The organism is Saprospira sp. CCB-QB6 (assembly GCF_028464065.1).
In the GTDB taxonomy this organism is placed as follows: domain Bacteria; phylum Bacteroidota; class Bacteroidia; order Chitinophagales; family Saprospiraceae; genus Saprospira.
Genome location: NZ_CP116808.1, coordinates 3,581,179 through 3,605,584 on the forward strand (window position 1 = coordinate 3,581,179; position 24,406 = coordinate 3,605,584).

General features: G+C 44.7%; 20 protein-coding genes. 15 read left to right on the forward strand and 5 right to left on the reverse strand.

Annotation, left to right across the window (positions count from 1 at the left end; genetic code table 11):
- Positions 1 to 366: 366 nt before the first annotated feature.
- Positions 367 to 708 carry a hypothetical protein gene (locus PPO43_RS13720; protein WP_272618736.1) on the reverse strand — a complete coding sequence of 114 codons (342 nt, stop codon included), beginning with the start codon at positions 706 to 708 and terminating at the stop codon, positions 367 to 369.
- A gap of 25 nt (positions 709 to 733) precedes the next feature.
- On the opposite strand from PPO43_RS13720, the gene PPO43_RS13725 reads away from it, so the two are divergent.
- The 3 genes from PPO43_RS13725 (at position 734) to PPO43_RS13735 (ending at position 6,970) form a co-directional block, all read left to right on the forward strand.
- Complete coding sequence (locus PPO43_RS13725; RefSeq protein WP_272618738.1) at positions 734 to 4,402, forward strand: AAA family ATPase; 3,669 nt, start codon at positions 734 to 736, stop codon at positions 4,400 to 4,402.
- A gap of 211 nt (positions 4,403 to 4,613) precedes the next feature.
- On the forward strand, positions 4,614 to 5,504 hold the full coding sequence (locus PPO43_RS13730) for a hypothetical protein (RefSeq protein ID WP_272618740.1): 891 nt from the start codon (positions 4,614 to 4,616) through the stop codon (positions 5,502 to 5,504).
- Positions 5,505 to 5,596: 92 nt separating this feature from the next.
- Positions 5,597 to 6,970 carry a serine hydrolase domain-containing protein gene (locus PPO43_RS13735; RefSeq protein WP_272618742.1) on the forward strand — a complete coding sequence of 458 codons (1,374 nt, stop codon included), beginning with the start codon at positions 5,597 to 5,599 and terminating at the stop codon, positions 6,968 to 6,970.
- A gap of 161 nt (positions 6,971 to 7,131) precedes the next feature.
- Here PPO43_RS13735 and PPO43_RS13740 read toward each other — a convergent pair whose 3' ends face one another.
- Together PPO43_RS13740 and PPO43_RS13745 are read right to left on the reverse strand one after the other, a co-directional pair.
- A complete protein-coding gene (locus PPO43_RS13740; protein WP_272618743.1) occupies positions 7,132 to 8,055 on the reverse strand; it encodes a LytTR family DNA-binding domain-containing protein in 924 nt (307 codons plus the stop codon).
- Between the two features lie 11 nt (positions 8,056 to 8,066).
- On the reverse strand, positions 8,067 to 8,627 hold the full coding sequence (locus tag PPO43_RS13745; protein ID WP_272618745.1) for a hypothetical protein: 561 nt from the start codon (positions 8,625 to 8,627) through the stop codon (positions 8,067 to 8,069).
- Positions 8,628 to 8,767: 140 nt separating this feature from the next.
- Here PPO43_RS13745 and PPO43_RS13750 point away from each other — a divergent pair, with 140 nt between their 5' ends.
- The 3 genes from PPO43_RS13750 to PPO43_RS13760 all read left to right on the forward strand — a co-directional run bounded on the left by PPO43_RS13750 (position 8,768) and on the right by PPO43_RS13760 (position 10,200).
- Positions 8,768 to 9,337 carry a sugar O-acetyltransferase gene (locus PPO43_RS13750; RefSeq protein ID WP_272618747.1) on the forward strand — a complete coding sequence of 190 codons (570 nt, stop codon included), beginning with the start codon at positions 8,768 to 8,770 and terminating at the stop codon, positions 9,335 to 9,337.
- Between the two features lie 3 nt (positions 9,338 to 9,340).
- Positions 9,341 to 9,694, forward strand: coding sequence for a cyclophilin-like fold protein (locus PPO43_RS13755; RefSeq protein ID WP_272618749.1), 354 nt, complete (start codon positions 9,341 to 9,343; stop codon positions 9,692 to 9,694).
- 89 nt (positions 9,695 to 9,783) lie between these two features.
- Complete coding sequence (locus PPO43_RS13760; protein ID WP_272618751.1) at positions 9,784 to 10,200, forward strand: cupin domain-containing protein; 417 nt, start codon at positions 9,784 to 9,786, stop codon at positions 10,198 to 10,200.
- A 96-nt stretch (positions 10,201 to 10,296) separates the two neighbouring features.
- On the opposite strand, the gene PPO43_RS13765 is transcribed toward PPO43_RS13760, so the two are convergent.
- Both PPO43_RS13765 and PPO43_RS13770 read right to left on the reverse strand, forming a co-directional pair.
- The gene (locus tag PPO43_RS13765) at positions 10,297 to 10,656 is read right to left on the reverse strand and encodes a HesB/IscA family protein (RefSeq protein ID WP_272618753.1); all 360 of its coding nucleotides are present in this window, start codon (positions 10,654 to 10,656) and stop codon (positions 10,297 to 10,299) included.
- A gap of 105 nt (positions 10,657 to 10,761) precedes the next feature.
- Positions 10,762 to 11,187 carry a DUF4296 domain-containing protein gene (locus PPO43_RS13770; protein ID WP_272618755.1) on the reverse strand — a complete coding sequence of 142 codons (426 nt, stop codon included), beginning with the start codon at positions 11,185 to 11,187 and terminating at the stop codon, positions 10,762 to 10,764.
- 455 nt (positions 11,188 to 11,642) lie between these two features.
- On the opposite strand from PPO43_RS13770, the gene PPO43_RS13775 reads away from it, so the two are divergent.
- From PPO43_RS13775 to PPO43_RS13815, 9 genes are all read left to right on the forward strand, one after another.
- A complete protein-coding gene (locus PPO43_RS13775; protein WP_272618756.1) occupies positions 11,643 to 14,783 on the forward strand; it encodes an AsmA family protein in 3,141 nt (1,046 codons plus the stop codon).
- A 304-nt stretch (positions 14,784 to 15,087) separates the two neighbouring features.
- Entirely contained in the window at positions 15,088 to 15,750 is a 663-nt protein-coding gene (locus tag PPO43_RS13780; RefSeq protein ID WP_272618758.1) for a hypothetical protein, read from the forward strand.
- A 523-nt stretch (positions 15,751 to 16,273) separates the two neighbouring features.
- On the forward strand, positions 16,274 to 16,726 hold the full coding sequence (locus tag PPO43_RS13785; RefSeq protein WP_272618760.1) for a heme-binding domain-containing protein: 453 nt from the start codon (positions 16,274 to 16,276) through the stop codon (positions 16,724 to 16,726).
- Between the two features lie 4 nt (positions 16,727 to 16,730).
- Positions 16,731 to 17,633 carry a hypothetical protein gene (locus PPO43_RS13790; protein ID WP_272618762.1) on the forward strand — a complete coding sequence of 301 codons (903 nt, stop codon included), beginning with the start codon at positions 16,731 to 16,733 and terminating at the stop codon, positions 17,631 to 17,633.
- Between the two features lie 190 nt (positions 17,634 to 17,823).
- Positions 17,824 to 18,438: a superoxide dismutase gene (locus PPO43_RS13795; RefSeq protein WP_272618764.1), complete on the forward strand. Its 615-nt coding sequence runs from the start codon at positions 17,824 to 17,826 to the stop codon at positions 18,436 to 18,438.
- Positions 18,439 to 18,736: 298 nt separating this feature from the next.
- Entirely contained in the window at positions 18,737 to 19,489 is a 753-nt protein-coding gene (locus PPO43_RS13800) for a hypothetical protein (RefSeq protein WP_272618766.1), read from the forward strand.
- Between the two features lie 66 nt (positions 19,490 to 19,555).
- A complete protein-coding gene (locus PPO43_RS13805; protein WP_272618768.1) occupies positions 19,556 to 20,848 on the forward strand; it encodes an LVIVD repeat-containing protein in 1,293 nt (430 codons plus the stop codon).
- A gap of 145 nt (positions 20,849 to 20,993) precedes the next feature.
- Positions 20,994 to 21,827 (forward strand): hypothetical protein, encoded by an 834-nt coding sequence (locus tag PPO43_RS13810; RefSeq protein ID WP_272618770.1) that lies wholly within the window; start codon positions 20,994 to 20,996, stop codon positions 21,825 to 21,827.
- Between the two features lie 220 nt (positions 21,828 to 22,047).
- Positions 22,048 to 24,381 carry a TonB-dependent receptor gene (locus PPO43_RS13815; RefSeq protein ID WP_272618772.1) on the forward strand — a complete coding sequence of 778 codons (2,334 nt, stop codon included), beginning with the start codon at positions 22,048 to 22,050 and terminating at the stop codon, positions 24,379 to 24,381.
- The last annotated feature ends 25 nt before the right edge of the window (positions 24,382 to 24,406 follow it).

Here is a 24,406-nt window from a genome sequence, read left to right on the forward strand (position 1 = left end):
CTAGACTTTTTTCTTCGGCGGTTAAAATTCCCTTTCAAATAGCGGCTCTCAATTAGCAATTGGGTTAAAAACAGCAGAATTTTTTCTTCGGCAAAAAAACTGCGGTGGTCTGTAGGTTGAAACCTACAGCCAGACAAAAAAAGGCATTGCATTTAAAATGGAGGCTTAAAAGCCTCCATAAAAAAACAAGGAGGAAAATTTCTCTTGGGAAAAAAGCCGACTTAAATCTGATGAATAATTTTAGGCTGAAAAAAACTAATTGGCCCTGTAGGTTGAAACCTACAGCAACTAGCATAAAACAGCACAAAAAAAGTAGCCGAGGATTAAAATCCTCAGCTACAATCAATATTTTTTATGAGCCGATGGTTAAAACCATCGGCTCATTTTTTTGGATGTAGAATGGCTTTCTTTTTTGCTGTGGGTTTTAACCCACTGGTCCAAAAAAAACAACAGCAAAACTGCCGAAGAAAAAAGCCCAAAGAAAAAAAATGGATGAGCGGCTGAGGGATGGACAGCAGTGGCCGCAGGCCAGACCCAGTTTTTTTGAGCGCAGCGAAAAAAAACGCAGGGCCGAGCAGACCTGCGAGCTGCGAAACAGCCCGACCTGAACGAAGTGAAGGGCAGCCCCAAAAAAAACTTCTCAAAAACAAAGTCTTTTAATGCAAGCACAGTTTTTCTGCACAACTGAAAGTCCGTAACTTGGAGCATTCTATTTTATTTAGCCAAGTTTTGCATGAAGATCCGAAAACTCTATATCCAAAATATAAACTCTTTACAAGCCGAAACGCCTATCTGCATTGATTTTGAGGCGGCCCCCTTAAAAGAGCACAGTCTTTTTTTAATTGCTGGGCCAACAGGTTCGGGAAAAACAACTTTGCTAGATGCCATGACTTTGGCGCTTTATGGAAAAGCGGCGCGTTTTAGTGGCAGTCAGGGCAGCGACCACGGAAAAGAGAGCAATATGATTTCTAAAGGGCAAAAAAATGCTTTGGCCGCTTTAGAGTTTGAGGTGAAGGGCGGAATTTATCGAGCAGAATGGAGCATTCGCATCAATCGAAATGGAAATCTGGATCAGGCCAAACAACAATTGGTGCAAATTATTTCGGAAAAAGAACAGCCGATTTTAGCCAGCAAAAAAAGAGCTTTCTATAAAAAAATAGAGGAACTTTTGGATGGGCTCAGTTTTGATGGCTTTTGTCGCTCTGTGCTTTTGGCCCAGGGTGATTTTATTGCTTTTTTGCGCGATAAGGAAAATCGCTCAGATATTTTGGCGCGCATTACTTCGGCAGAGCAGTATAGCGAAATTTCTAAAGCGGCTTTTAGAAAAGCAAAAGAAGAAAAAGAAAAGCTGGAAGATTTAGAAAAGCAATTGCAGGCCGTAGATTTATTATCGGCGGAGCAATTGTCTGCTTTGCAAGCTTCTTTGGCCCAACGACAGGCAGAAGCAGAGCAGCGACAGCAAAAAATCAATCAAATAGAGGCGGAGCTCAAACTAGCCGAGCAAAAAGAGCAGGGCCAAAAAAGTTTGCTCGAATTGGCTGGGCAAAAAGAAAATTGGGCAAAAAATTGGGCAGCCCAAACCGCCGATCATTTTTTGTTGGCCCAACATCAGCAAGCAGAAAAAGCTGGGGGAGAATTGAAGCGATTGACGCAATTGAGCGTGGAATTAAGCAAGCTAAAAGAACAAAAGGCTGCGGACGAAAGAAAATTAGCGAGCCAAGAAAAAGAATTAGCGGCTGCCGAAGAGGAATTAAAAGAATTGACCAAAAAATTAGCCGTTCAAGAAGCGCAACAAGATGATTTGCAAGCGCAATGGCAGGCTTGTGAGCGTTTGGACCAAGAAATAGAGTTTGCCCAAAAAAAATTGGCGGAAACCGATAGCGGACTAAAAAAAGTACTGGCCAAAGAAAAAGCGGCTCAAATAGAGCAAGAAAAATTGGCCAAAGAAAAAGAAAAGGTGCAAACTGAGGTCGAAAAAAATGCAGCGGCCCAAAAAGAGCAGGCTGCATTGGCCGATAGTCCAGAAATTATAGAAAAATTGCAGGGCTTAGCGGTAGAGATTGAGCAATTGCATAGAGAAGGAAAGGCGCAACGAAAAGAAGAGGAGACGCAAACCAAAGCGTTAAAAAACTTAGGTCAGCAATTAAAAGGAGTAGAAGTGCAGCTCAAAAAAGAAGCGGAAGAAGAGGCCGCACTTTCAGCAGCTTTGGAAAAAGAGCAATTGGATTTGGACCAATTGGCTTCGCAACTCCTTGTTTTGGAAACGGCTTTGGAAAAAGGGAAAGCAATTGAAGGGCCTTGGCAAAAACATATTGATTTGCGCAAGGGAATTCAGCAAGCGGAGGAAAATTTAGCCAAAACTTTGGCTGAGCGAACAAAAAATGAAGAAGAATTGCTCCCTTTACAAGAGACGGAAGGTCGAAACAAAGAACGTTTGAGGGATTTAGAAAAACATATTGCCTCCCAAGAGCGCCTTTGTGAATTGCTCAAGCAACAAATGGGGGCCGCTCAATATCGCCAATATTTGGAAGAGGGAAAAGCTTGTACAGTTTGTGGATCTACTGAACATCCGCATGCGCATGAAGCTTTTGATCAGGAAGGCAAGCAAAAAGAATTGCAGGAAGAACAGCAACGTTTAGCGGAACTCAAGAGCAAACAACAGGAAATTCAATCGGCCCAGCAGAAATTACAGCAAAAAAGCTCCGTTTTGGTGGATCGCTTGAAGCGTTTGGAGGGCGAAAAAGAAAATTGGAGTGAATCTGTAGAGCAATTATGGGTAGAGCTGGATGCTCTAGCTCGTTTAAGTTGGGCCGAAAAAGAGTTGAAAACTTTAAGCTTGGTGGAATTGCAAGAGCTTTATCAACTTTTTGGCGAGGAGCAGGCGCAAAAAGCTAAGCAACTCAAACTATTAGTAGATATTCAGCATAAGTGGGCGGTGTTGGCTGAAAAAAAGAAGGCGACAACAACTAGTTATGCAGAAAAGCAGGCGCAAAAAGAGGAGTTAGAAAAACAGTTGCAAGAAATTCAGCTTGAATTGGTGGCCAAATTAGAAATGGATCAAAATCTTTTGGGGCAGGCGCAGTTTGTCTTAGCACCATTGGGAAGAGAATTGGCCAATTCTAAGCAACTAGCGCAAGAAATTCTTACGCTCAAAGCGGACTATAAAAATTATCAGCAATTGTTGGAGCAGGCGCAGGCACTTCAGCAAGCTTTGGCCATCAGTCAATTGAATTGGGAAAAAGCGAGCAAAGATTTGCAGCTTTGTCAAAAAGAATTGGCGGAGCAAAAAGAAAAACAATTGGCTGATCGTGAAGCTTTATCGGTTTTAGAAAAGCGGCGAAAAGAGCAATTTGACGATTTGCTTGTGGAGCAAGCGCGCAAAACTTTTTTGGAAAATCTGGCCCAATTGCGCAAAGCAGAGAAGAAAGGGCAAGAAGATTTGGCTCGTTTGCAAAGCGAAAGAGAGTCCTTGAAAGGAAGTTTACGGCAGTTGGCGCAGCAACTAGCGGATTATTTAGAGGAAGATAAAACTTTGCGGATAAGATTGCAGCAGTTGGCGGAGGAATTAGGTTTTGAGAGCCTTGAAAAATTATCCTTGGCTTTATTGCCTGCAGCCAAAGCGCAAAGCATAGTAGAGGCCAAAGAAAAAATGGTCCAAGAAAAATTGCGTTTAGATGATCGGGAGGGGCAATTGCAGGCGCAGGCAAAAAACATAGCAGAAAACTGGCCCAATTTGGCGCCCTTAGCGGACTATTTGGCCCAAAAAGAGGCCTTGCAAAAAATAAGTAAGGAAGAACAGGCTGAAATAGGAAGAGAGCTAGAGCGTTTGGATCGCCAAAAAGAGCAGGAGAAAAAAGCCAAGCGCATACAATTGGCCCATAAAAAACAGGAAAAAGAAACTGAGCGTTGGATTTTACTCAAAAATGAAATTGGTAGTGCCGATGGCAAAAAGTTTAGAGATATTGCTAATGCGATATCTTTAGAGCGCTTACTTTATTATGCCAACAAACATTTGCAGAGTTTTGCGCAGAATCGCTATGAATTGGAAAAAGAAAGTTATGATAGTTTAGACATTAACGTGATTGATGCCTTTCAGGCGGGGGCCAAGCGGCCGCTTTCGACACTTTCTGGTGGAGAAACTTTTTTGTGTAGTTTGGCGCTCGCCTTGGCCCTTTCTAATTTATCGGCCAAGCAACAAATGCAATCTTTATTTATAGATGAAGGTTTTGCGACCTTAGATCAAGAAACACTGGGCTTTGCGTTGCAGTTATTGGAGCGTTTGGAGCATGAAGGCAAGCGCATTGGGTTGATTTCTCATTTGGAATTGCTCAAGGAAAGAATTCCCTGCCAAATTCAATTGCAGAAAAAAGGAGAAGGCCGCAGCGAATTGCAAATTGTTTAAGAACTTATTTTACCTTTGCGCTTTAAGCAGCAGAAGGCGAGCGAAGCGAGCCTTGGCCTAGCGATGTGTAGGGGTGGCCGAAGGCCAGACCAAAGTTTTTGAGCGAAGCGAAAAAACTGCAGGGCCGAGCGAGCAGCGAGCCCCGAAACGCAGCGCCGCAGCTTGCTGCGGAGGCCCCAAAAAAAATCATCATCATCTTTAATATTAGAAAATGAGCAGCGAAAAAAAGAATCCCAATTATTTGGTGCAAGAATTTAGTTCTATTGACTTGATGCCTAAGAATCCGAAACAAAATGCAAAAAAATTGCAGGTAAAAACGCGGATGCAGCGAGCGGAACAACAAATTGAATTTGTGAGCGAAGAAGTGCTTTATGATGAAGAAGGTCGCAGCAAAGTAGTGCGCCATTTTGGTCCAGATAATGAATTGATGGAAGAATATCAGCATGATTATCCTGCGGCCAACCAACATGAGGTGCTTAATGTGCAGGATGGTGAAGAGGCTGGCCATTGGTTGATTACTTATAATGAAGCGGGCCAAATTGTACAGTCTGTTTTTTCTGATTTGCAAGAAGGCGGCAAAGATACCGACAGCTATTTTTATAATGAGGTGGGCCAATTGGTTAAAGTGGTGCAAGAAGTTTTTCCTTCTGATGAGCCGACTAGCTATGTGCTTTTGGATTGGGAAGGCGAGCGTTTGCTTAAAATTACTGAGCTTTTTGGTGACGAACTCGAAGGCGAACACCGTTTTGAGTATGCTGAAGGCAGCAACTTGCCCAAAAAAGTAGCGCATTATGTAATGTTGGAAGAAGAAGGGGAGGCGCCCGACCTACAAATGGCAGATTTGCAGCAGCCCAAGTACAACGAAAAAGGCCAACTCATTTATAATGAAGTAGAATATTTGTTGACCGATAGCAAAATCGAGTTGACACAGGAATATAATGAGGAAGAGGTAGCCGTTCGTTTTACGCAGAAAGAATATGTAGAAGGCGAGCTATTTTCTGATTTGGAAAGAGTAGAAGATGGAAAAGACCGAGTGGTTTCTGAAGTCACTAAAATTCCAGCAGAAGAAGTTACGATAGAACAAATTTACGACTACATTTAAGTCAAGTTTTTCTAGTCGCCAAAAAAAAGCCAACTCTCAAAAGGAGTTGGCTTTTTTGTTTTATTTTTCTAGAGCACAAAAAAAGATAGATCATGCAAAAACTAAGTTTATTACTCTTGTTCCTGGGCTTGTCGGGTTCAATTTGGGCGCAAGCAGAGGCAATTTTGGAAGCCGAAATTCAGCGGAGGCAAAAAGAAAAAATCAATCCGGCCATTTCCTTGGGGTTATTGTATCCAGAAGGGCCGCCTGCGTATCGAAATTTTGGGGGCGATCAGCTCAGTGAAAAAAGTTTGTATGAAATTGGCTCATTGACCAAAACCTTCACGGCAGAATTGGCCCTGCATTTATTGGGCGAAAATCTTCGGCAGCCTTTGTCTAAGCTACTTCCAGCGGTTGACAATCCCTATTTGGAAGAAATTCGGCCTTTGGATTTATTGCAGCATCGGGCGGGTTTGCCTCGATTGGCGCATGATTTTTCGCCAGCCAATTGGGCCAATCCCTATCAAGATTATAGCGAAGAAAAAATGTGGCGAGAATTGGCCGTTTGGGAGCCTTTTGAGCTGGGCCAATGGGCTTATTCCAATTGGGGCTATGCTATTTTGGGCCAAATTATCGAGCAGCAAAGCGGGCAAACTTATGAAGCACTCTTGCAATCGGCCTTCAAAAAAGCCAAGATGAAAAATACACATTTTACGCCTACAGATGCGGCCGTAGCGCCTCGAAATTTGGGGGTGCCGAGTGGAAATTGGGAATTTTCTGGCCCTAGTCGTTACGCGGGTGGACTTTGGAGCTCGACAGAAGATTTAACTGCTTTTTTGAACTACCAAATTAAACACAACATCCTTTTTCAGCCCGGTTGGGTAGAGGATGCTATTCCCACGGGCATTGATGATTTGGGCCAAGGAAAACTTTATTACAAAGGCGGTTGGTTCATTTATCGTCCAGATAAAGAGACGGAAATCCTCATGCATACGGGCCTTACGGGCAGTTATTCTAGCATCATGGCCTATAATAAAACCAATGGCAAGGGCGTGGTGCTTTTGAGCAATTCTTTGCAATTGGCCGATGATATTGCCTTGGCTTACATTTATCCAAAAATGGAATTGGAGGAGCCGCAGCGAAATTTAGCTTATGATTTGGCCGAAAAAATCGAAGCGGGAGATCTTAAAAACCTAGAAAAATGGTATTGGAAAAATAAAAAAGACGAGAGTCAAGAGGATTTACTCGATATCTATTGGTTGGAGCGCTATCATTTTGGCCAAAAAAATTATGCGGCCAGTTTGCCGCTCAGCAACATTATGCTCGAAGTTTTACCCTTAGATTGGGAGGCCTGGTCTATCCAAGCCGAAAATTTAGCTGCGCAAGGAAATTGTAAGGCCGCCAAAAAAGCCTATAAAAAAGCGATCGATTTGGCACCCGAACGTCAGGCTAGTCTAGAAGAAAAAATAAAAGCTTGTAAAGATTAAGGACATTTTTAGGGGCCTCCGCTGCGGCTTCGCCTTGCGGCGCTACGTTTCGGGGCTCGCTCATCGCTCGGCCCTGCGCGGGCTGCGCCCGCTTGGTCTGGCCTTCGGCCACCCCTGCACATCGCTAGGCCGACGGGCCTTCGGCCCTTTAGTCGCCAGCGCTAATCCATTTCAAAATAATCTTGTACTGCTTTGCGGTAGCTTTTAGAAACGGGAATTGTTTGTGGCAATTGCGGCAAAAAGAGTAAAATATGTCGCGCATTACTTTCTGTGCTGGTCACTCGAGCCAAATTGGCCCAATAAAAACGGTGCACTCTATGCAAAATAGTTTGTTGGGCCAGGGCTTCTTGGGTTTCTTTTAGCCGCATTTGCACCTTAATATAAGCGAGTTGTCCCGCTTCGGCCCAATAAATTTCCAATTCTCCCTTTTGGCTGTAAAGCGCCAAAATATCTTCTAAAAAAATGCCCTTGGCCGCCCCTTGATGGAAGACTAATAATTTTGCGCCTTCTCGTTTTTCTGCAGCGGGCAAGCCCAAAGGCGTTTGGGCAGCTTGCAAGCGGAGGAGCTCTGGGCCAGGGCCTAGGGCCAAGCTGCCCTGCTCTTCAATCTTTTGCTCAATTTGTTTGGACCAGGCCATATTTAAGGCCGCATATTTCTGATTGCGCCAAACCACCATCAAACTAATAGGAGGGAGGCCCCAAGCCAATTGTAAAAACTGTTGCCAAAAAAAGCCCGACCATTGAAATTGCATCCAGCCCAAATAAACCAGCATCAAAGAGTTGACTACGCCCACTACAAAAAACACCCAACTGCTAAACAGCAAATCTCGGCCAATCGTCCAACGGTCTGGATTAAACCAACTACCAAACAAAAAAGGCAAAATGCTCAATTGGCCACTAAAGACCAAAATGGCCGTAAGTCCACAAATAACAGCATCCGCCCATTCCCGATAAGCCGAAACCGGACTATCGGGCATTTGGCTATGTACCACAATGGTGACCAACAGCCCCAAAAAGAGGCTGAACCCAAGTTGATAAGAAAGCGATTCGCGCAAAGCCGAAGGCTGCCGAAATAAGGGAAGCATAAAAAAAGTACTTAATGGGCCATAAAATGGAGTTGGATGCGGTACTGGGCCGAGTCAAAAGCAACTACTTTTTGGTCCTTATGTAATTGGTATCCCTTTTTGGGCCAATAGACCAATTCACTTTGGCCGCTATAAACAGTATTGTTTTGACGAAGCTTTAGCTGCAATTCTTGCAGTTCTTTTTGGGGACCATATTGGAGGACCAAGCGCTGTAAATTACGTTTTTCTACCAAACTTTGATAGCTAATCTGGTAGCCATTTGCCAAAGTAACACTATCTCGCTGATAATCTTCTCTCACGGCAGGCTCATGCAGTTGCTCTCGCCCAAAAATGGCCAATTCTTTTTCCCAATCTAGTGTTTTTCCCTCTATAGTATCTTTTTCGCCCTTGGCCCAAATGAACTTTTGATAAGTTGGCGCTTCTTCTGTCAAGCGTTGGGCTTCTGCCTTAAAATAAGCGGGCAAATTAAAATATTCAGGTCCTTTTTGGACCTCTGCTTTTTCTGTTTGACAAGCAGTTAGGCCCAAGGCCAAGAAAAGGGATAAGGCTAAATTCTTCATTATTCTGATCATCTAATTAGGAGGGCGTTTAAGCGCCCTATACTTTAAGAGTTTTTTAAGTTTGACTTTTATAAGTATTGATTTGAAAAGCATTGTTTGCTGCCCCAAGGCCAAGCTATCTTTGTGATATCACCAAATGCAAAGGTAGTCTAATGAAGAACAAAACTATTTTCGATCGGATTAAAAGCGGAGAAATAATTCCACATGCGGATGCAAATTATGCAGAGGTCGGTCGTGTTTGCGAAAAGAAACGCCCACTTATTCGCGCAATGAATCGAGCAGACAAAGATGCGGAAATCCAAGAGATCTGGGAAAAAATCACGGGCCAAAAAATGGCCGAGAATAGCTGCGTTTTTACCCCCTTTCATACTAACTACGGCGGAAACATTCGGTTAGGCGAAGGGGTTTTTATCAATCATAATTGTTCCTTTCTAGATTTAGGCGGAATCCGCATTGATAATGGGGTGATGATTGGACCAAATGTTTGTCTTACTTCAGAAGGGCACCCTGTTGCCCCCAGTCAAAGACAAAGTATGAAGGCGGCTCCCATTCATATTAAAGAACATGCTTGGATTGGCGCCAATGCCTGCATTTTAGCCGGAGTAACAGTGGGGCGACATGCTATTGTTGCCGCAGGCGCAGTAGTGACCAAAGATGTTCCCGATTATGTGGTGGTAGGCGGTTGCCCCGCCAAAGTCATTAAATCAATTCCCAAAGTCTAATTTATGCAATTTCAATTAGTCAATGAGCGCTTTACGCTCCATGGACGATTATTTGACAACTCCTGGACTAAAGCATTAAGCCAACAACTTCCGCTAAAACAATTATTGGTAGAAGATTATGCTGGCTGCGAGAAAATCATGCGCCTACCCAAAAAATTAGCCGTATCTAAATCGGCAGCAGGGCATGCCGCCAGAGCAGGAGAACTCTGTTATTATTCTCCCTGGGGCAATCTTTGCCTCTTTTATAAAGATTTCCGCTATGCAGATGGACTAGTGCTTTTGGGCCAAGTTCATGAACCTGTCCAAAATTGGTCGAGCATAGATGATATTAACTTGAATTTTCAACTTCTACACTAATGAGATACTCAATTATTTTTTTTCAACTTCTGATTCTTGCTAGCTTTTTTACAGCCTGTCAAGAACCAACTATAAAACAAGAGGAAAGCATGGAAAACAATGCAAAAAAAGTCGAAGCGATTTTCCCTCAGGGCCAAAAAGGACCCGCTGAAGTGTTTACTGGAAATGCTTACAACTATGGCCTAGTTGCCCCCGATGATGTATTCACTACTGCAGTCGGAAATGTTTACTTTGAGCCCGGTGCTCGTAGCAACTGGCATAGCCACCCTGCTGGACAAATTTTGATCATTACCGATGGCGTTGGCTACCACCAAGTAGAAGGCGGCGAAATCGAAATCATCAAAAAGGGAGATGTTGTAAAATGTCCACCCAATGTGAAACACTGGCATGGCGCTAGCGCACACACTGGTTTGCAACAACTCTATATTGTTCCTAATGTAGAAAAAGGAATCGTAGACTGGATGGAGGCCGTAAATGAAGAACAGTACGGCCAAGCAGAAAAATAATCTATAGAAAATGCCCAATTTCTATTGGCCCAAAACAAAAAAGGACTAGCAATTCATGCTAGTCCTTTTCATTTTTTAAGTCGTCTTGTCCTGATCTTAGGCTGAAAAAGAAGTGCCACAACCACAGGTCTCTTCCGCATTAGGGTTGTTAAAGGTAAATCCTCGGTTATTGAGGCCATCCTGAAAATCAATCTCAATGCCTAGCAAATAAATTGCATGGGCCCGATCCATAAACACTTTTATACCATTGATGACGAACTCATCATCATCGGCCCCCTTTTCATCAAAGCCCAAAATGTACGAGAAACCAGCACAACCGCCACCCTTTACGCCTACGCGCAAACCATGACCATCTGCAATGTTCTCCGTTTCTTTAATTCTGAGGAGCTGCTTTACGGCCCCATCCGTTAATACGATTGGATTTTCCATCTGAGGGGTATTTTTTTCTGTAGACATATATTCAAGTTTGTAGCTAGCAAAGCTAAGGATTATTTTTGAAACTCCCTGCCTTATTTAGATGCTATCTTAACAGCTCTTCCCTAAAAAGAGTTTAGCCCAGAATTAGTTTTCTTTTTTACTGCTATCTGCAGAAATTTGCGCCTTATCTAAGGCCTCGGCTGGCGAGTTTTTATCTTTTTTAGCTTTGCCACTAAAGGCTAATTCATGTGCTAAGAGCGCCTCTACGACCTTTTCATAAAGCGATTCTAAGGCCGCTGGATCGCTCATATAGGCCTGCATGCTCTGCTGAAATTTCTCTGGCGCCATCTGGTGTATCTGGAAAACCGTGGCATATTGCTCCGCCGCTAAACTATCTCGACTCAAAACACTCAAACTATTATAATCCGCAATTTTAGCTTCTGCCAAATGGATATCTACCAAAAAGGGAATCATCTCCTCTTCCGATAATAATGGCGTTTCGGTCTCCAATGGTCGATAACAACTCAACAACAAGAAAAAACAACTACAATAAATAAGGACTCTCCTCATGATTTTCTTTTTTATGTTTTGGGGGCCGCGGCCGGCTAGCCGGCCGCCGCTATGCTGCGGGGCTCACAGGTCTGTTCGGCCCTTCAGCCGCCTTTGGCGGCTTCGGTCTGCGGCTGCGCCGCACCCACTCCGCAGCGCTGGCCCAAACTGGCCCTTGGCAAATAACATAAAAAAAACGCAGGCAGACAAGCTTTCTTTTGCTTTATGAAAAAGGCAATGCCAGTTGGTCCAAGAAGGCGGCGAACCGCCGCCGAGGAGCGCAGCGACGACTGGCTGAGGGGCTGGAGCAGGGCCGCCAAAGGCGGCAGACCAAAGCCCGTAGGGCTGCAGGGCCGAGCGAGCAGCGAGCCAGCGCATAGCCCGACCCAGCCGCAGGCTGGGGCAGCCCCAAAAAAAAATAGCCACAAAGCTCCTCCTTTGAGTCCTAATTTTTACCTTTAAAAAAAACTCAGTGTATGAAAAAATGGATAAAGTATTCTCTGATTGGATTGCTTAGCTTTCTAGTCATCTTTGTGGTCGCAGCCATTACGCTGCCCATGATCTTTAAAGAAGATATCGAAAAATTAGTCAAGGAGGCAGCCAACGAACAGCTCAATGCCACCCTAGATTTTGACGAGACCGATCTCTCGCTTATCTGGACCTTTCCCAATTTTGCCTTTGATCTTAAGGGCTTGAAGTTGACGGGCCAAGAAGAATTTGATGGCCTGAAACTAGCCGATGTGAAACGCATTAGCCTGCGCCTCAACCTTTTTCAAGTGATTTCGGGCAATTATGCCGTCAACTCATTGGTTTTTGAAGAGCCCAAGTTCTATGTCAAGGTCCTCAAAAATGGAAAGGCCAATTATGACATCATGAAAACGGATAGCAGCGCTACCACAGAAGAAGAGGAAACGAGCAGCAGCGAAAGTAGCGATGTTCAGTTTGCGCTCCGCTCTTACCAAATTATTGAGGGCGAAATTACCTATGATGATGCCCCCAATGCCGCATTTTTGCAAATCAAAGGCCTAAATCATAAGGGCTCTGGCGATATGAGCCTAGAGCAATTTGATTTTTATACCAGCACCCAAATGCAGTCGCTCCAACTCAATTATGATGGCGTGAGCTACCTCAATAAAGCCGTGCTTGATGCCGACATCAATATTGGCGTAGGCATGAAGGAGGACGAAATGAGCTTTACGCTACTCGATAACCAACTTCAACTCAATGCCCTAAAATTAGGCGCAGAAGGAGCCGTACTCATGAAGGGCGATGACATTATTTTTAAAGAACTTAAGTTTTCGGCCCCCAACAATAATTTTGCTAGCTTGCTTTCTATGGTGCCCGCCGCCTATATTGAAGGCTTTGAAAGCGTAAAAACCGCTGGCGATTTTAGTCTGAGCGGAGCGGTAAATGGTACCTTCAACGAAAAGAGCTATCCCGCCTTTAATATGGCCCTACAAGCCGCTAACGGGACCTTTCAATATCCCGATTTACCCATGGGCGTGAGCGATATTGGCGTAGACCTCAAAATCAATAGCCCCTCTTCAGATTTGGATAAATTGACGGTAGATTTGAAGAAATTTGCCTTCAAATTGGGCCAAAATCCCTTCTCGGCCTCGCTTTCTCTCAAAACGCCTATGAGCGATCCCGATATCAAAAGCGCGGTGGAAGGCAAAATCAATCTAGCTGAACTCTCTAAGGCCTTTCCTATGGAAGGTAGCAGCATGGCCGGCCTGATCGAGGCCCAACTCAAGGCCAATACTCGCATGTCTTATGTGACCGAACAAAAATATGATAAGGTCGATATGCAAGGAAAATTAGGCATCGAAAACATGATTTACCTCATGGAAGGTATGCCCGATATTCGCATCAAAAAGATGATGATGCTCTTTAGTCCCAATGATGTGGACCTCCAAGCCTTTGACCTCAAAATGGGCAAAAGCGATATTCAGGCCCAAGGAAAATTAGACAACCTACTCACTTATTTTTCTGGCGATAAAATCATGACCGGAAACCTTAAAGTGACTTCTCATTTGCTCGACCTCAACGAACTGATGGGCGATACAACCACTACCTCCGAGGAGGAAATGGCCGCTACCAATATGACCGATACCACAACAGCAATCAATCAGGAGGAAATCTTTGATCGCTGGGATTTTGCCGCAGACTTTAGCTGCGATAAAATGGTCTATGATGTCTACGAAATGAAAAACATGAAGGCTGCAGGTAAATTCTCGCCCAGCCGTGCCAAAATGAGCAACTTTGAACTGCTCATCAATAAAGTGGATATCAAAGCAGATGGCCAACTCGATAATGTTTTTGGCTACCTCTTTAAAAATGAGTTGCTTAAAGGAGAATTGAATCTCTACTCTAATTACATGAACGTCAATCAGTTCATGACCGAGGACGGCAGTGCCACAGAACCCGAAGCAGCACCTGCACCCGCCGATCCTAGCACCGCAGAAACAGCCTTTGAACCCATTTTGGTCCCTGCCAATATTGATTTTCACATGAAGGCCCGCTTCAAAAAGTTTATCTATGATGTCTATCAGCTAGATAATGTGGCTGGCGACCTCCGCGTCTATGAAGAAAAGGTAGAAATGACCAATTTGAGCTGTAACGCTTTTGGCGGGAGCATTGTCCTAAACGGAGAATACAACAGCCAAGATCCCAAAGCGCCCAAGTTCAACTTCGCCTATGATGTGGCCCAACTCGATTTTGCCAAAATTGCAGAAGGGGTCCCTCTAGTGGCCACTTTTGCCCCCATTATGAAGGGGATGCTCGGGAAGTTTAACTCTAAGTTTAGCCTAAACGGAATTCTAGAGCCTAATCTTTATCCTGATATGGCTAGCCTCAATTCAGAAGGTTTGCTCGAAACTTTTGATGCGGTATTAAAAGGAAGTGCCCCCCTCAAGGGCCTTAGCCAAAAGCTGGGCATCAAAGCCCTAGAAAATATTGAGATTCAAAATACACGCAACTTCTTTAAAATTAAGGACGGAAAACTGACCGTAGAGCCCTTTGCCTTTACGCAAAAAGGAATTGATATGACCTTTGGCGGGGCGCATGGTTTGGATCAAACGATGGACTACGACCTCAAGATGCGGGTACCCAAAGCCATGATCGATAATTCGGCAATTGGCGGAGCCACTCAGGCCGCAGGAAATCTACTTTCTAGTCAAGCCAGTAAGCTAGGCATTAAGGTGGAAGAGGCCGCATTTATCAACTTTGGCGTCGATATTACGGGCAATTTGAGCAATCCCAAATTTAGCCCCAAGGTCCTCGGCGCCGAAGGCAAATCTGGAGAGTCTATGGGCGATCAAGTCAAAGATAACCTTAAAGAAGAGGCCGAAAAACTAAAGGCCGAGGCCGAAGCTAAAGTGAAAGAAGAAGCCGAACGCCTCAAGGCCGAGGCCGAAGAACGCGCCCGCAAAGAAGCCGAACGCCTAGCCGAAGAAGCTAAGGAGCGTGCCCGTAAAGAGGCCGAACGCTTGGCGGCTCAGGCGGCTTCTAGAGAAGAGGCCAAACGCATCCGAGATAGTATAGAAACGGCCGCCAAAGAGGCCGCAGATAGACTACTCAAAGACAAAATCAAAAATCCTTTTAAACGCAATAAATAAGGGATGGATTTGGGGCTGCCCCAGCCTGCGGCTGGGTCGGGCTATGCGCTGGCTCGCTGCTCGCTCGGCCCTGCAGCCCTACGGGCTTTGGTCTGGCCTTCGGCCACCAGCTACTATCCCTCAGCCAAAAAAGGCATCGCTTCGCGATCGTTAAAATAGGAGAGGGGCAAAGCCCCTCCCTTTAGGCGGCTTGCCGCCTATTGGACCAATTATTTTGTTGGGGCTTTCCTCCAATAAAGTGTAAATTGGGGCGGCTATTTGGCCGCCCTTTTTTTGCCCAATTTAAATCAGTTGTCAAACTACTATGAAATACTTCTTCCTGCTCTGTTCTGTTTTCTTCCTTTTTCAAGGCCCCCTTTTTGCCCAAGAAATTGATAGCTTGGCCCTAAAAAAGACCTATAGCAGTAGCCTTTGGCCAGAAGGCGAAGCCCCCAAAGCCTGGGGCTGGGGACAAAGTATTTTGCTAGAGTTTAGCGCCTACCGTTGGGATCAACAACGACAAGAATCCCTCTCGCCACAACCTCAAAGTATTGGGCAACTCCTGAATGTTTTGCCTGGCCTACACATGAGCATTTGGGGGGGCAACCGCAAAAGCTTTCTCTTCTCTTTGGAGGGAGGATTGAGCTATTATCCCTTTAGCCGAGATATTGGACCCAAAAAAAATGCAATTCGATCTACTTTAGCCGCCCCCCTTATGCTAAAAGGACATTGGTTGCTCGACTCTTCTTATAAACAAAATCGCAGAACCCCCTTCAAAAGCTTTTTGAGCCTCGGCTATGGCCAAGAATGGGTGTATTTGGGCCACAATATCAATGGTAGCGAAGCCAAATGGCTGCATATTGTAGAACTTTGCCGAGGTAGCACAGTAGATGGCTTCTCTTTGCAAACTTTCTTTAAAGTAGGCTGGGGCCAAAAAGATGCCCTACTGGCCCAATTTGGAATCCGCCTAGGCTGGGACGGATTTTAATATAGCAGAGCCCAATAACTCAAAAGGCCCAAAACCTAGGTTTTGGGCCTTTTTTTATGCCAATGTGTTAGCAATTTGTTAAAAATGGAAATAATGTAACAAAATGAAAAAAGGCAAAAGTTTGGTCTGGAGGTGAACTAGTTCGGTCTGAAGGTGGAGACTGTTCAGGATTTTGTGTATTAGAATAAAATTTGGGCCTTTAGCTTGTTAGGATTTGGCCAATAGTCGCCTAGGGACAAGCCCCTAGGCGACTATTGGCCTTTTATAATGGCTGTAGGCTTCAACCTACAGTAAAAAGGGCCGACGGCCCGCAGGCCTAGGGGCCTGAAAGGGTGGCCGAAGGCCAGACCAAAGCCCGAAGGGCTGAAGGGCCGAGCGACCTGCGAGCCCTGCAAGGGCCCGGCCGCCGAAGGCGGCAGGCCCCAAAAAATTAAACCTTTGAAAAAAACAGTCGTCTAAGCCCACTGTTAAATAAAAGAACCTCTATTTTTACGCAAACTAGAAACAGTCTAAATTAAAACTTATGAAGAAGAAGTGGATGAAACAGGGCCTTTTAGGCTTTTTGGCCTTGCTCTTAGTGGCTCAATTTTTCCAAATCCAAAAGGAAAACCCTACATTTGATGAGCAAGCAGACCTGATGGCCATTCATCAGCCGAATGAAAAGCAGAAAGCTTTATTGGAGGCGGCCTGCTATGATTGTCATAGTTATCAGACCGTTTATCCGTGGTACACTTATGTAGTGCCTGTGGGGCAATGGATCAACAATCATATTGAGCATGGGCGCAAGCATTTGAACTTTTCGGTTTGGGCCAGTTATGATGCGAAGAAGCAGGCGCACAAATTGGAGGAATGTATAGAGGAGATGGAGAAGGGGAAAATGCCTTTAAAATCTTATACTTGGACCCATGGCGACGCCAAACTATCGGCAGAGGATCAGGCGGAATTGCTTGCTTATTTTAAGCAAATAGCCAAATAACCGTATGAAAGGATTTTTTAGCTGGGGGCTGGGCCTCTTTTTGATGACAACAGCCACTGGCGCAGGGGCGCAAAGCGCTCATTTATATTGGTCTGCGGGAAGCGAAAACGGGCTTCCCACAGGCCTTTTTTGTGGAGAGCAGGCGCCTAAAAGCATAGAAATTGAGGGGCCTAAGGGAGAAACTATTACTGCTGATTTGGCCCACTATCCCTTGCAATTGCCAGCCAATATGCAAGACTTTTGGGGCAAATCTTTTACTGTTTTAGCCCTGAATCCCTTTAGTGAATTGCCCAGCTTTTTCATTGGGCAGGGAGAGGGCGACTATTGGCAATTGCCCAGCAAAACGCCTTTCCCTTTGGCTTATAATGCCTTGAGTTTAGAAAAACTACAGCATAAATATCAGGACTATTTACAGCTACAACAGGAGATCCACACCAAAGAATTGTTGCTGCGAGCCACCGAAGCCACGGCCAAAAAACAAAAAGAACAACTGAAATTGGCCGAAGAGCAGGCAAAACGGACAGAACAGAGCCTTCAGGCTTGGGTCAATGAGCAAAGGCTAAGCGGTAAAGCCAAAGAAATTTGGCAGGAACTTTTGGCCCAATCGGCTAAAATTGACCAAAGCCTAATGCAGGTCTTTAAGCATAATGATATTGATGGCGCTCGCCGCCTAGCCGATCAAACCACAGCCTATGAACGTTTTTTGCAGGCGGCCAAAAAAGAGGCGGCTTTTGATCAAATCGCTACGCAGTTTCAAACTTATGAGGGCAAAAGAGCCCAAAAAATTAGCAAAAGACGGGCAGCCGATGTTTTGGCCCAGAAATTAGCCCAAACAAAAGCTAAAATTAGCCGCCTAAAAGAAGAGTGGGAAGCGCTCAAGGCCCAAAAAGAAGCAATAGAAAAATAATAACAAATTTATTGCTCTGATAATCAGCGTATATGAAGCCAATGAGAAAGAACTAAGCAAAAAGTTCCAACTTTTAAGGCCTTAGCTTGTTTAGATTTTGTATAAAAAATGATAGCTTAGCAAGCATAAATATATGGCCAAATAAGCTGTCTATTTCATTCTATTACTTTACCCACAAAATAAGAAAATTATGGCTTTCGAATTGCCCAAATTGCCTTATGCGTATGACGCACTAGAACCACATATCGACGCCCGCACTATGGAAATCCACCACGGAAAACACCATGCTGGCTACACCAACAACTTGAACGCTGCTATCAAAGGCACTGATTTGGAAGGCAAGAAAATCGAGGACATCCTCGCTACTGTTTCTGCTGCTGGCGCTGCTGTTCGCAACAATGGCGGTGGATTCTACAACCACAGCCTTTTCTGGTCGGTTATGTCTCCCAACGGTGGTGGCGAGCCTACTGGCGAAGTGGCTGAGGCGATCAAAGCTGCTTTTGGCGACTTTGAAACATTCAAAGATAAGTTTGCTGCTGCGGCCAAAACTCGCTTTGGTTCTGGTTGGGCTTGGCTTTGCGTGAAAGAAGGAGGTAAACTAGAAGTTTGCTCTACGCCTAACCAAGACAATCCGCTTATGGATGTAGATACTGCAGGTTGCAAAGGTACGCCTATCCTCGGACTTGATGTTTGGGAGCACGCCTACTACCTCAATTACCAAAACCGCCGTCCTGACTATGTTGAAGCTTTCTTTAATGTAATCAACTGGGAGGAAGTGAACAAGCGTTACGCTGCCGCTAAATAATTTAGGGCTTTAGCTAACAAATGGGCTGCTGGCAAGATCGCTAGTAGCCCATTTTTTTATATTTTTGGGGGCTGCCCCGCCCTGCGGGCGGGTCGGGCTGTCTCGCAGCTCGCTGTTCGCTCGGCCCTTCAGCGGCTTTGCCGCTTCGGTCTGGCCTGCGGCCACTGCTGTCCATCCCTCAGCCAGTCGCTTCGCTCCTTGGCGGCGGCGTCGCCGCCTACTCAATGAATCGGGACAAAAAAGGAGCAAGAGTCTGGCTATTTTAGAGAGAACTTTTAGCTTTGCAAAAAAATGACTTATGCAAATGCTTAAACCGTTTAGCGCTATATTATTAGTTTTTTTGGGCCTAACCGCCTGCCAAGATGCCAAAAAACTAGCTCCAGAAGAAGCCGCCAAATTGGATCTGCAAGAAGGCTGGTTGCCGCCTCATTATGAGGCGAGTCCAGAAGTGCTTCGCCTCAATGATTTAGGGATTCGCTATCAAACACAGGCCGAAACAGATCCTACGATTAGTTTCGCCCAGCGAGAAATCTATTTAGATTCGGCTCGGCATTACTATCAGAAGGCTTTGGCCCAAGATAGCAGCTATGGCCTTTTGTATAGCAATATGGCCGCCCTAGAAATGCAAGAAGGCAATATGACTGGGGCCGAAAAGTACTTGCGTCAACGCCTCCTACAAGAGCCCCAACTAGCAGAGGGTTGGCAATCTTTGGGCTTCTTTAAAGACCTACAAGGAGATAGTGTGGAAGCCTTTAAATACTATGAAAAAAGCCTAGCTTTATTTGATAGCCGTTTGGCCCAAGGCAAAAAGTACCGACAGCCAGAAAATATTGTCTATTATTATGATAATTGGGCGGGCAAATCTTATACGCTCTTGTTGTTGGGCCAAGAAAAAAAATGTAGAGAAAGTGTAAATGCTTTATTGGAAGAAGCAGCCCCTATTATGGGGAAAGAAGTGCAGGTTTATGCGGCTATGCTACATCAAAATCGTCAAGACCTAATAAAAGGAATTCAAGAGCGACAAAAAGCTGCAGGCAGTCCAACGAATTGATAAAGACCAACGTTTTAGAGGAAAGTTTAAATGAGTATTTCATTTCCCCACTAAACAACATAACCTATGTACTTGAAATCCTTTTATTATCTCGGATTATTGGCTCTTGTCTTGGGCCTAGGAAGTTGTACCAAAGATCATTGTAAAACAACAACGACCTATATAAAGTATGAGCCCATTTACATGGCTGCCGAAGATTATCGTAAGCCAATAGGACTGCAGGATGCCCGTCCTTTAAAAAATCCAGGTAAGCTCTATATCTACCGCAATTATTTGTTAATCAATGAGCAGCTAGAAGGGATTCACGTTTTTGATAATAGTAATCCGCATGCGCCTGCAAAAATTGGATTTATCAACATTATTGGAAATATTGATATGGCTATCAAGGGCAATACGCTCTATGCGGATAATTATACTGATTTGTTGACTATCGATATTTCTAACTGGCAAAGCATTCGGTTGTTAGATCGAGAGCTAGATGTTTTCCCTAGCTACGGACAAGATGCAAGCGGGCGACTACTAGTGGCTTACCATAAAGAGGAAGTTACAGGAGAAGTAGATTGTAGCGAATTGGCAGGTTTGGCTGGCGGTTGGGGCAATCCTCAGCAGGAAGATGTAGCGATTAGTCCCGTGATGCAGGGGAGCTCGACAGGAAGCAATGGCAGCAATGCACGTACTGCTACGGCCGTGGGACTAGGAGGCTCTATGGCTCGATTTACAATTACGGGAGATTATCTATATACAGTTAGTGAATCAGACCTGAGAATTTTTAATATTAGTCAATTAGATGATCCTCAATATTTAGGGCTAGAGAATATTGGTTGGTCTACCATCGAAACAATTTTCCCTCATGAGAACAACCTCTTTATTGGAAGTAATAATGGTATGTACATTTATAGTTTAGCTAATCCGGCTTCTCCTCAACTAACAGGTACTTTCGCACATGCTAATGCTTGCGACCCTGTTTATGTAAAAGGGAATCGGGCCTATGTGACTTTGCGTAGTGGTGGAATCTGTGATAGCTACAGTAACCAACTGGATGTAGTCGATGTTAGTGATTTGACTAACCCTCATCTAATTGAGAGTCATCCAATGCATAACCCTCATGGATTAAGCTTGAAAAACAACCTGCTTTACATTTGCGAGGGAGATGTTGGCCTCAAAATTTTTGATGCTACAGATGATAGTAGAATTGGAGAGCGTCTAGTAGCCCAAGATCCTAGCTTCTTTGCCTATGATGTTATTGCTTCTCCTTTTGATGACTTGGCATTGGTTATTGGTCGTGATGGCTTTTATCAATATGATATTAGCGATCCTAGCCAATTGCAGCGCATTAGCAGCATTTTGGTAGAAGAATAATCAAGTTGCCTTCTTTTGAGCAGCAAGGACTTTTGTTTTTGCTGCTTTTTCTGTTTTTTGGCCCATATTTCTAGACCGTTTAAGCTTTAGCTCCCCTTCACCTATTAAGCTCAGTTAAAAAAGAGCTTACTATCTCCAATCATTTATGCGTACCATTTACCTATTCTTATTTTGTCTCTGTCTTTCTACGTACAATTATGCTCAAGATGGAGCGTTGAAAGCACCTAGTGGGCAAGATCGATCTGTTCCACAATATGAGGGGTATCCCGACCTTGTTATTTTAAAAAATGGCAGTGAATTGCGCTGTAAGATTATAGATTACGGTAAGGGGGGGAATATCCGAGTAGAAATTGAGGGCGGAACCAAGCTAGTTTATCCACTTAAAGATGTAGCGCGAATAGAGCGTCCTTTGCTTAGGGCCAATAACGGAGGTGGAGAAGACCAGTCAGATAGTAGTTATACCAATCGAAGCTACTTTTTTGTTAATTTTGGTTTTCCTGGAAGTATTACAGAAGATGCAGGTCCTTCGATTGGGGCCTATATGCAATTTTCTGGTGGGTGGGCCATGAATCCTCATCTCATGCTTGGCGGTGGGTTTTCTATGGTTCGTATGACCAATGGATTTATACCAACTAGTCATGTGCCTGTTTTTGCTGAAATTCGAGGAGATTTTAAGACCAAACGTCCATGGGCTTTTACTTATAGTCTAGCCTTAGGCTATGATATAGCAATACTGGATACAACAGTAACCACTTCTGTTTGGACTGCTAACGACCGACAAATGTTAGCTGCCAAAGGAGGCCTTTATATTCGTCCAGAGCTAGGAATTCGTTTTGCGGGCAAAAAAAGTATTCGTTGGCATATGGGCTTTGGGTATCAAGTGATTCGAGCTAGCTATGAGATGAATATAAATAATACTTTTTTGAAGACGGAACAGTGGATGATTCGTCCACATCTCTCTGTGGGCATATTGTTTTAATGAGGCAACCCAAAGGACCAAAAAGTGTTATGCTTTTGGTCCTTTTTTCTTGCGTCTAGAAAGGCGCGAAGCGCCTTGGCTGAGGGATGGAAAGTGGGGCGGCGGAGCCGCAGACCCAGCGGGCGTAGCCCGCGCAGGGCCGAGCGAACAGCGAGCCACGACACAGCCCGACCCGCCCGTAGGGTGGGGCAGCCCCAAACTATCAAAAAAACTAAACGAGATGAAATACCCTTTAATTTTACTGTTTTTTTTGCTGCAATCGGCTTGTCTTTGGGCACAGAACTATACCATTAGCGGCCAAATTCAAGATGAAAATTCGGGCGAAGACCTAATTTCGGCCACCGTTTATGCGCCTCAGGCCAATGCGGGGGCGGTCACCAATGTTTATGGTTTTTATTCTTTGACCTTGCCTGCAGGGCAATATGAAATCAGGGTGAATTATACGGGCTATACCGAAAAACGAATTCAGCTTGATTTACAGGCGGATACGAGTATTAACTTTTCACTTTCCAATACAGAAGGGGTGACGCTGGATTCTGCTGTAGTGGTGACGGATGTTCGAGGCGATGCGAATGTAAATAATACGCAGATGGGGACGATTGATTTGCCCATGGAACAGATCAAAAAGTTGCCGGTATTGATGGGCGAGGTGGATATACTGAAGACCATCCAACTTTTACCAGGCGTTTTGGCCGCTGGAGAAGGCAATACGGGCTTTTATGTGCGTGGGGGAGGAGTGGACCAAAATCTGCTTTTGCTTGATGAGGCGGTGGTCTATAATGCAGGGCATTTGCTGGGGTTTTTCTCGGTCTTTAATGGCGATGCCATCAAGAATACGACCTTGATTAAGGGCGGAATGCCAGCGAACTATGGTGGTCGACTTTCCTCAGTTATTGATATCCAAATGAAAGATGGCAATAAACAGAAGTTTGGGGCTGAGGGAGGAATTGGTTTGGTGGCCTCTCGATTGACCTTCGAGGGCCCAATTGTGAAAAATAAAGGCTCTTTTTTGGTTTCGGGCCGCCGAACTTATCTCTTTGATTTGGCTCAGCCTTTTTTGAAGGGCAGCCCTTTTGAAGGGACCAATTACTATTTTTATGACCTGAATTTAAAGGCCAATTATCGCCTTTCGACTAGAGACCGCATTTATCTCAGTGGCTATTTTGGTCGAGATGTCCTGAAGTTGAATAATCCCGATCGGGATTTAGAATTTGGCCTCAATTGGGGAAATGCTACTTCTACCGTTCGCTGGAACCATCTTTTTGGCGATAAACTCTTTATGAATGCGAGCTTTATCTTTAATGATTACGATTTTAGCAGCAGCGGAAGACAGGACCAATTTTCTTTTTCTGTCAATTCGGGCATTCGCGATTGGGGCGGAAAGCTAAGCTTTGATTATTACCCCAATCCGAAGCATCATATCAAGTTTGGTGGCGATTATACCCATCACCAATTTACCCCCAATATTGCCGAGGCTGTTTCTGGCGAAGAGGCTTTTGATATTGCGCCACCCATCAAATACGCCCAAGAGGCAGGAATTTATATTTTGGACGATTGGAAAATCTCTAACCGCCTCTCCCTCAATGCAGGTCTGCGATTTTCTATTTTTCAACAGTTGGGCCCCTATACCTCTAGCCTAGATAGCACGGTTTATAGCCGATTCGAGCCCGTTCAAACCTTCTACGGGCCAGAACCCCGAATCAGTAGCAAATTTAGTCTTACGGAGCGCTCTTCTATCAAAGCAGGCATCAATATCGGCCGCCAATATGTGCATTTGGTGGCCAATTCGGCTACAACTTTACCCACCGATTTATGGGTGCCTTCTGGCGAGTTGGTCCAACCGCAATGGGGAATCCAATATGCCCTGGGCTATTTCCAAAACTTTAAAGAAAATACCTATGAGTTTTCGGTAGAAGCCTATTATAAAGACCTCAGACAACAACTCGATTATGCCGAAAACTATACGCCTACGGTCGATCAAGTTGTAGAAGAACAGTTTATTTCTGGCAAAGGCCAAGCCTACGGTCTAGAGCTGTTTTTGCGCAAGCAAAAAGGCGATTTTACGGGCTGGATCGCTTACACTTTGGCCCGATCTACTCGCGATTTTGAAGGCATTTTGGGCAATCAATATCCCTCTCGTTTCGATCGCCTACACGATTTGTCTATTGTGGGGAGCTATGATTATAAGCGCTGGAATTTCGGCGCAAGCTTCATTTTTGGATCCGGCAGCCCCTATACGCCCATCAAAAGCATTTACCTGATTGGCAGCGATCCCGTGCTAGAATATGGCCTGCGCAATTCGGCCCGCCTGCCCGCCTACCATCGACTCGATCTTTCAGCCTCCTTCCGCCTCAATAAAAAGAAGGAAAAACGCTTTAGTTCTACCCTCGTTTTCTCCATCTATAATGTCTACAACCGCAAAAATGTCTTTTTTACCTATACCATGCCCGAGGAAAATGAGGACTCTGGCAATTTAGAACTCAAATCCTATAAAGTTTCGCTCTTTCCCATCATTCCATCCATCAGTTGGAATTTCAAATGGAGACAAAAGTAGCCGCTTTGGGGCCCGCGGCCGCCCT

Bases quoted from the DNA above. Each gene is read 5' to 3' on its own strand.
- PPO43_RS13750 (WP_272618747.1), top strand. From the start codon at position 8,768: ATGAAGAACAAAACTATTTTCGATCGGATTAAAAGCGGAGAAATAATT.
- PPO43_RS13810 (WP_272618770.1), top strand. From the start codon at position 20,994: ATGCGTACCATTTACCTATTCTTATTTTGTCTCTGTCTTTCTACGTAC.
- PPO43_RS13795 (WP_272618764.1), top strand. From the start codon at position 17,824: ATGGCTTTCGAATTGCCCAAATTGCCTTATGCGTATGACGCACTAGAA.
- PPO43_RS13725 (WP_272618738.1), top strand. From the start codon at position 734: ATGAAGATCCGAAAACTCTATATCCAAAATATAAACTCTTTACAAGCC.
- PPO43_RS13765 (WP_272618753.1), bottom strand. From the start codon at position 10,656: ATGTCTACAGAAAAAAATACCCCTCAGATGGAAAATCCAATCGTATTA.
- PPO43_RS13770 (WP_272618755.1), bottom strand. From the start codon at position 11,187: ATGAGGAGAGTCCTTATTTATTGTAGTTGTTTTTTCTTGTTGTTGAGT.
- PPO43_RS13745 (WP_272618745.1), bottom strand. From the start codon at position 8,627: ATGATCAGAATAATGAAGAATTTAGCCTTATCCCTTTTCTTGGCCTTG.
- PPO43_RS13805 (WP_272618768.1), top strand. From the start codon at position 19,556: ATGTACTTGAAATCCTTTTATTATCTCGGATTATTGGCTCTTGTCTTG.
- PPO43_RS13800 (WP_272618766.1), top strand. From the start codon at position 18,737: ATGCAAATGCTTAAACCGTTTAGCGCTATATTATTAGTTTTTTTGGGC.
- PPO43_RS13815 (WP_272618772.1), top strand. From the start codon at position 22,048: ATGAAATACCCTTTAATTTTACTGTTTTTTTTGCTGCAATCGGCTTGT.
- PPO43_RS13755 (WP_272618749.1), top strand. From the start codon at position 9,341: ATGCAATTTCAATTAGTCAATGAGCGCTTTACGCTCCATGGACGATTA.
- PPO43_RS13790 (WP_272618762.1), top strand. From the start codon at position 16,731: ATGAAAGGATTTTTTAGCTGGGGGCTGGGCCTCTTTTTGATGACAACA.
- PPO43_RS13775 (WP_272618756.1), top strand. From the start codon at position 11,643: ATGAAAAAATGGATAAAGTATTCTCTGATTGGATTGCTTAGCTTTCTA.
- PPO43_RS13785 (WP_272618760.1), top strand. From the start codon at position 16,274: ATGAAGAAGAAGTGGATGAAACAGGGCCTTTTAGGCTTTTTGGCCTTG.
- PPO43_RS13760 (WP_272618751.1), top strand. From the start codon at position 9,784: ATGGAAAACAATGCAAAAAAAGTCGAAGCGATTTTCCCTCAGGGCCAA.
- PPO43_RS13740 (WP_272618743.1), bottom strand. From the start codon at position 8,055: ATGCTTCCCTTATTTCGGCAGCCTTCGGCTTTGCGCGAATCGCTTTCT.
- PPO43_RS13730 (WP_272618740.1), top strand. From the start codon at position 4,614: ATGAGCAGCGAAAAAAAGAATCCCAATTATTTGGTGCAAGAATTTAGT.
- PPO43_RS13720 (WP_272618736.1), bottom strand. From the start codon at position 708: ATGCTCCAAGTTACGGACTTTCAGTTGTGCAGAAAAACTGTGCTTGCA.
- PPO43_RS13735 (WP_272618742.1), top strand. From the start codon at position 5,597: ATGCAAAAACTAAGTTTATTACTCTTGTTCCTGGGCTTGTCGGGTTCA.
- PPO43_RS13780 (WP_272618758.1), top strand. From the start codon at position 15,088: ATGAAATACTTCTTCCTGCTCTGTTCTGTTTTCTTCCTTTTTCAAGGC.